The organism is Microcoleus sp. B3-D2 (genome assembly GCF_036705345.1).
In the GTDB taxonomy this organism is placed as follows: Bacteria; Cyanobacteriota; Cyanobacteriia; order Cyanobacteriales; family Microcoleaceae; genus Microcoleus.
In genome coordinates, this window is sequence record NZ_JAUBUG010000135.1 from 1 (window position 1) to 6405 (window position 6405).

At 44.9% G+C, this 6405-nt stretch carries 7 protein-coding genes; 1 reads left to right on the forward strand and 6 read right to left on the reverse strand.

Translation table 11 applies throughout. The annotated features are described in order from the left end of the window. Positions 1-37: 37 nt before the first annotated feature. The 3 genes from QUB14_RS27785 to QUB14_RS27795 form a co-directional block, all read right to left on the reverse strand. Positions 38-778, reverse strand: coding sequence for a hypothetical protein (locus QUB14_RS27785; protein ID WP_333221345.1), 741 nt, complete (start codon positions 776-778; stop codon positions 38-40). Positions 779-1178: 400 nt separating this feature from the next. After that, the gene (locus tag QUB14_RS27790) at positions 1179-1910 is read right to left on the reverse strand and encodes a hypothetical protein (RefSeq protein WP_333221343.1); all 732 of its coding nucleotides are present in this window, start codon (positions 1908-1910) and stop codon (positions 1179-1181) included. A gap of 81 nt (positions 1911-1991) precedes the next feature. Further along, complete coding sequence (locus QUB14_RS27795; RefSeq protein WP_333221341.1) at positions 1992-2579, reverse strand: hypothetical protein; 588 nt, start codon at positions 2577-2579, stop codon at positions 1992-1994. A gap of 187 nt (positions 2580-2766) precedes the next feature. Between QUB14_RS27795 and QUB14_RS27800 the strand changes: the two genes are divergently transcribed. Beyond that, entirely contained in the window at positions 2767-4017 is a 1251-nt protein-coding gene (locus tag QUB14_RS27800; protein ID WP_333221339.1) for a WD40 repeat domain-containing protein, read from the forward strand. Positions 4018-4249: 232 nt separating this feature from the next. Here QUB14_RS27800 and QUB14_RS27805 read toward each other — a convergent pair whose 3' ends face one another. From QUB14_RS27805 to QUB14_RS27815, 3 genes are all read right to left on the reverse strand, one after another. Next, positions 4250-4975, reverse strand: coding sequence for an SMI1/KNR4 family protein (locus tag QUB14_RS27805; RefSeq protein ID WP_333221336.1), 726 nt, complete (start codon positions 4973-4975; stop codon positions 4250-4252). Positions 4976-5091: 116 nt separating this feature from the next. Beyond that, positions 5092-6027, reverse strand: coding sequence for an isoaspartyl peptidase/L-asparaginase (locus tag QUB14_RS27810; RefSeq protein ID WP_190662370.1), 936 nt, complete (start codon positions 6025-6027; stop codon positions 5092-5094). Between the two features lie 71 nt (positions 6028-6098). After that, positions 6099-6254: a DUF2256 domain-containing protein gene (locus QUB14_RS27815; protein ID WP_006631540.1), complete on the reverse strand. Its 156-nt coding sequence runs from the start codon at positions 6252-6254 to the stop codon at positions 6099-6101. Positions 6255-6405: the final 151 nt, after the last annotated feature.

Consider the following 6405-nt stretch of genomic DNA (forward strand, 5'->3'; position numbering starts at 1 on the left):
ATGCACCTTACTTGCTCTCCATTTTTGGACACCATACCTAATTTACCACTATTTGAGCCTTAACTGAACCGTATTGGGACATATGTTCTGTTTTGTGTACATAAACTGTTTTTAATTCAACTTCAGAAATTTCACTGAGCGATTTTTCGGTCACTTCATTAATCCTTATCTCCCTTTTTTCATTAACCATTATCCCCCTTTGTTTAATAGTTAGACTTCTTTTATTTTTGTCAAAAATGTAAGTTTTAACACTGAATAAATCGTGAAACAAAAAATATATTACTGCAAAACCCAAAACGATAAAACAGCTCTGAACAATTATCGAGCCTAATTTTGATAATCGATTATCTTTTTCTATTACGAATTTACCGACAGAGCTTTGTATATATTTATTGAACAACTCTGCATCTTTAGCAGTTTGGTACGATAGCGGAACATTCCCTTGGTTGGTTACGAGAAATACATTGTCCACAGAAGTTGAGTAGCCCTCGCTATGGGTACTATCTATTGTCTCAAATTTCGCTTCCTTGACTTGTTCGATGGACTTTAATTCCCCTTTAACTAATCCCATAAAACTTGATGTGCTGATTTCGCAACTTGCGAATTTCGGCTCAATTATTTTGCACGAAAGTCTTTCCACTCCAGAAGAGGACATCGTGATAAGTATTATTGACAGGAGTATTCCTGAAAATCCTGTCACCGATACAGCAGGGATTAGCCAACTTATTTCATTTTCAAGCTTGAGAAGATGGTCGGTTTTTTGAATTATTTTTATCATCGGTATCAACTCCCGTTTAATTAATTGATAATTTTCACAAAACTTGGCAGATAGCTTTTTAGGTCTATGTATATATTCAGATGGATCGCCCGTCGAGGTAGCTGCGAATCAAATCAGCAATTTTTTGTGGCTCTTTCTGATTTGAGCTACCGCCTAAAGATAGGCGAGAGCCCTCATTCATTAGCAAACAAACCTCGCATAACATAGAAAAGACTTCGTTTCAGCCAGCGATTCGGTAAAAAACCCGGTTTCTAAGCGTCGGAGTGTATCCAAGACAGTCCTGGACGCAATGGTGGCCAGAAACCGGGTTTTTTAACCAAAATACTTGGTGAAAACCATCAATTTCTGTAAAAAACCCGATTTCTAAGCGTCGGAGTGTATCCAAGACTGAATCTGAACGTCACTTTCCAACCATCCCCCAATAAACAACGCCGTAAAGTTGGGCTGCCTGCATTGCTTCCTCGTCATAGCCTTGACTTTTGAAAAGAGCCTCCGCCTGTTTTAGGTAGCCCATTGCTTGTTCTTTATTTTTTGTTTTCTCTTGGCTAATCAAAGCTAATCCCAATCTCATGTGAGCATGAGCATCATTAGGGTCACTTTTGATTGCACTTTCCCAGTGAACAATCTCCTCCTCTATAGTCTCCCATTTAAGTTCTTCGCTAAAAATTTGTTGGCTGGGAAAGCCGTCAAGACCGTAATTTCTGATATTCAAAAATGTCGCAATGACTTCGGCTTTTTTCTGTTTGTCTCTCAAACCACTGGTGAAGGAAGAAGTTAGAGGAACACGTCGCTTGCCTGATTCCGACACCAGACAGACACGATAGGTATTACTCTCGCTACCTGACATCTCCTGTATCTCCACACCTGAAATATCTTGAAGGAGGTGTTTGATAAGTTTCGTTTTGGCAATGAGTGGTTTATGCCGCTTGATAGTCATATAACCGAGATTTTTATCAAATGTAATTGTCTCAATCTCTACGAATATCACTACAAGCAAACCAAGTGCAGCAAATAAATAACCGAAAAGACCGCCGAAAGACAAACCGAATGCTAAAAAACTACCCCCAACTAATAGCTGTATCCAAAATCCTAACATTTCGAGGAGTTCGAGCTTGTCTGATGTCTGTTTCATGATTTTATATTTAATTAATTTCAAGTGAATGTGGACTAGGGTATTGAAAGCTAGCGCGATCGCAAATTTTAAAGCTGTGGATTATTTGACCCGGCTTTGGCCGATCGCCTTTTTGGTATCCTCCACACCCTTGAGGGCCTCAGCATCGCCTGGATTTGCTTGTACAGCTCTGTTGAAATTGATTAAAGCTGTTTGATAGTCTCCGTTCTTGTAGGCTAATTTCCCAAGCTGCATCGATTGATTGAAGTCATATTGTTGACCGCCCCCAGTACCCAAATTAGGCTGGGAAGCAGGAGATGGCTCTTGACTTGGTGATGGATAAGTGTTGAAATCAGAGGGGAAAGAAGAGGGCGATTGCTCGCTAGGTCCCTGCTCTACATTAACCCCAGACTGAGAGCTTGTCGTGAAATATTGGCCGTAAAATACAGAAGTAGTAATGCCTCCTAATACAAACATTAGCAATCCACCACATTGAATTAAAAATGCTTTTCTGATTTTGACATCGCTCCAATTTTTAAAATGAAAAACCAATGAGGCAAATGGGACAAGCAAGTAAAGCACTCCCCAAAGAGTTTCCTGTCCAAAAGCTTGAACTAATCCCCAAAAATAGCCAACAAGACTTAAAACTAAACCTAGGATGAAAAATAAGGCGATCGCAATACCAGGCATTTTCTATTTCTCCGATTGATGTATAGTTATTTTGCAAACTGTAAAGGAGCGGATTTTCTACCTGAAACTCATTCCCCTGTTTGCTGTGTTAAAAATAGATTAGCGGTGAAAACAGTTCGATCGCGCACAGCGAATGTTAGGATTTTGGTTAGGAATTTGACTAGGAACTCGATCGCGACTGCCGCAAATGATACCCTCTACACTCGATCCGCCAGAAGAACCATTTGCACGCGCAAGCAACGGCTGGGACATCCAAAAGCTTTACACCGACTTGTCAAAGGCCAAACAAGAATTCGCCCCCCACGCCAGAAGAGGGCTGACACCCGTAGAAAAGCGACACCTCTGCGGCTTGCTGTGCGGCTACAGCCCAGCCGAAATTGCGGTTTTTCTCAACAAACAAATCAAAGGTGTCGAAGTTGATTTGTCAAAAAGTTTGTACCGATACATAGAATTATTGACAAAGCGGCCCCGAAATGCTCTCAAAAATTGGAGAGATGCGATCGACTGGCTGGAAATAGCAGGGTATAAAACGCAGCCAAAAACCTCAACTGGCGCCATCTTAAAAGCCACTCTCCACCATTCAGACAGGATTTTGTCTGCAGCTATCAGTCCCGACGGACAATTACTGGCAACGGGTTCTGAGGACAGTACAGTGAAAATTTGGAGTTTGCACAGCGGGGAACTGCGGCAGACGATTTTCGGACATTCAACAGCCGTGTTGCTAGTGGCTTTCAGTCCCGCCAGCAAAACGCTGCTGACACGATCGCGCGCGGGCACAGTCAAACTCTGGAACCTGCAAAACGGCGAACTGCTGAAGCGTTTGGCAGACGTGCACCGCCACGAATCCGTCGCCGTCAGCCCCGACTGGCAAATTTTGGCGATCGGCACCACCCGCGGCACCATCAAGCTTCAGCACCTCAACAGTGGCCAACTGCTGCAAGTTTTGGAAGGCTATCAAGGGGATGACATAAGTGCGATCGCCCTGAGCTCCAACGGCAAAATGCTAGTAGCCAGCGGTCTCAATGCAGCCAGCGGTTTCTGTCGCGCCACAGTCACTTTGTGGGAATTGCCGGGAGGCGAAGTGAGACGAACATTTGGCAGCGAAAATTATGTAGCGATTTCTTCCGATAGCCAAATTCTTGTCAATCATGGTGGCCAAACTATCAAACTGTGGAATTTGCAAACAGGCGAATTATTGCATTCCGTGCACGCAGGAATTCGCATCACTTCCGCCGCCGCAATTAGCCCCGACGGGAAATACTGGGCCGTGGGGTGTTTTGACGGTACTGTTAGACTTTGGAATTTTCGTGGCGAATTGCTGCATACTTTAGATGGACATTCTAGTCCTGTTTCTGCAGTGGCGATCGGGCTTTTGGGCGAAACTCTCGTCAGCGGCGGGGAGAATGGTACAGTTAAACTTTGGCAACTGCGGATTTAAGATTGCAGAGGTGACGGGCGATCGCTTAATTTTTTGTAGTATAATTGATTTAAGGTTTTTTATACCAAATCCAGGTTAGTTATCTTCGGTGTCACTCGGCGATTAAAATCGCTTTTTACCTCAAACTAAACAAACTTTCCTCCTTCTTTAAGAGAATAAAAAATAAAGCGGGTATTATAGCAACCGTCAAGGCAATTAGGAGGTTATTAATTATGGCGTAATGCTGCCCTTCCTATGGCTGCGCTAATATGAAAGGCCAAAGATTGATTTTGATAACTATCCTGTCTTCGTTTAACTCAAGTTGAGCCGGGATTTCTGGAGCTTCAAAGAAATAAATTGAGTTACGAAGGGCTTTTCGTTCTTGCCAGTCGCCTCCCGCTGCCACTAAGATTTGTTCCTTGGACATTCCCAATGCGAGCTTATCCACAAGCGGCTCATTCTCAAGAGTCCGCAATGCCTTCTCAACCCAGCGGCGATACCATCTGCCAAAAGACAATTCCGTTGGATAGAAATCCTCCCTGCCGTTCCAAATCGTGCCATGTGCGGGGCCGTTTACAACGAGATAAGAGTAGATGGCGCACCCCTGATGGCATAACTCCAACACGCCGGGATATTCGTCTCTATCGCCCCACTCCTCCAACTCCTCATCTGAATAAGAGTCTGTTGCTTTGGTGAAGGGGAATGGTTTGCTCAAATCGCGATACTGTGCGGCCTTTTCAAGAAGCTCCAAACCGTAGAAGGGCCCTGCTCCACCGTTGCCAATTTCTTTCAAGAATAAACGGTAATCTTCGGGCAGCTTGATTTTATGTTTCTGCTCGAAACTCTGCAACTCGGCTTCCGCAAGCGTTTGTCCCAGTTTGTATTGGTGAGAATCTGCGCCGAACACGCGAAGATTTTTATCTTCTTGCCGCAAGCGTCGAAGCAGTTCTGCTAATTCTTTAATATCGTTTGAACTCATGTTATGTATAGCTACCGCCAAGACGGTTAAGACGTAAACAGGAGGTAGTCCCAATCATGCGATCGCGTATTCGCCGCGCGATCGCATCCAACAAAAGCAACAAATCTAATCTTTGCCTAAGCAATAAAAATCAGCGTTCCCTTGCCCATTTCCAAAGTATCGCCCATTTCCATACCGTTGTGAAAAGCACCTAAAATCACCTCGCTAGTTTTGCCGAAAGCGATCGCACCGCTAGCATCAATTCCAATTGCGCCAAAATCCCGTTGACGATCGTCAGCTTCAGCAAAAGAACGCTCAAAAGCAGCTTTCAAACTCAAACCATCCGTTACCCGAATCACAATTCGCGGGGCCAAACACTCGTCCATAATGTGCTCGCCAATCCCCGTACAGCTTACCGCCGCATTTCCAGTCGCGTAATTTCCCGCCGGCATCGCCGAGTCGCTAACCCGGCCAATCCGCTCAAAACCCTTGCCGCCAGTCGAAGTCCCAGCAGCCAAGCGTCCATTAACATCCAAAGCTACGACTCCGATCGTACCCATACCAGCCGGTTCCGCCACCACGTCAGCCATTGCTTTGCTAAAATTGCCTTGGCGTTCCTGCATCCACTCGTGCAAGCGCAAATCCGTCATCGGATCGTAAATCGGCAATTGAAGTTCTCGCAGCAATTCCGCCGAACCAAAATCAGAGAGAACCCGATCGTCCGAATGCTGCAAAAATTGAGCAAGTTCGATCGGATGTTGAACGCGAGAAACATTAATCGCCCCGCTGAAACGCTGCATCAAACCGTCCATCAGCGAAGCACTCATCCGAATTTGACCGTCCGACTGCACCACAGAACCAGTACCGGCATTGAATCGCGGGTCATCTTCCAACAATTGGCAGCCCCGCACCACTGCATCTACGGCACTTGCACCGTCTTTCAGCAGCGGATAAACTTCCTCCAAAACATCGTAAAGCGATTTCCGCACCGCCTCAATTCCGCCTTTACTATGTAGAGAACTGCCCGCACCGCCGTGAATAACTAACTTTGGTTGCACTTGTTGCGATGCCATAATTTATAACCTAATACCTAAAATTTTTCCTTTGCAATCTTAGCTTCGATCGAGCAACTTGCCCTAAATTCTTAATCTTGAGCCGCCAAACGGCGGCGGCGACAACGTTCGGAGCAGTATTTGACCTCATCCCAGCAGTCAGCCCATTTTTTGCGCCAAGTAAAAGGTCGATCGCACACGGGACACATTTTTGTCGGTAAATCAGATTTCGATCGTTGCTTGGCCATGCTAATTTGGACATTACATTAGTTAGTGATTAAATTTTAATCAAAACAAACAAAACAACCAATTTCTGCCTAGGGTGTGTCATCAATTAAAAGAGTTGACAAAAGCTGGGGAATGTGGGTAGGGTTCGGATCGCTCACTCAAGCTTCAGGA

What these genes read in the sequence shown, in the direction of transcription:
- QUB14_RS27810 (WP_190662370.1), bottom strand. Translation starts at nt 6,027, where the DNA reads ATGGCATCGCAACAAGTGCAACCAAAGTTAGTTATTCACGGCGGTGCG.
- QUB14_RS27790 (WP_333221343.1), bottom strand. Translation starts at nt 1,910, where the DNA reads ATGAAACAGACATCAGACAAGCTCGAACTCCTCGAAATGTTAGGATTT.
- QUB14_RS27795 (WP_333221341.1), bottom strand. Translation starts at nt 2,579, where the DNA reads ATGCCTGGTATTGCGATCGCCTTATTTTTCATCCTAGGTTTAGTTTTA.
- QUB14_RS27800 (WP_333221339.1), top strand. Translation starts at nt 2,767, where the DNA reads ATGATACCCTCTACACTCGATCCGCCAGAAGAACCATTTGCACGCGCA.
- QUB14_RS27815 (WP_006631540.1), bottom strand. Translation starts at nt 6,254, where the DNA reads ATGGCCAAGCAACGATCGAAATCTGATTTACCGACAAAAATGTGTCCC.
- QUB14_RS27805 (WP_333221336.1), bottom strand. Translation starts at nt 4,975, where the DNA reads ATGAGTTCAAACGATATTAAAGAATTAGCAGAACTGCTTCGACGCTTG.
- QUB14_RS27785 (WP_333221345.1), bottom strand. Translation starts at nt 778, where the DNA reads ATGATAAAAATAATTCAAAAAACCGACCATCTTCTCAAGCTTGAAAAT.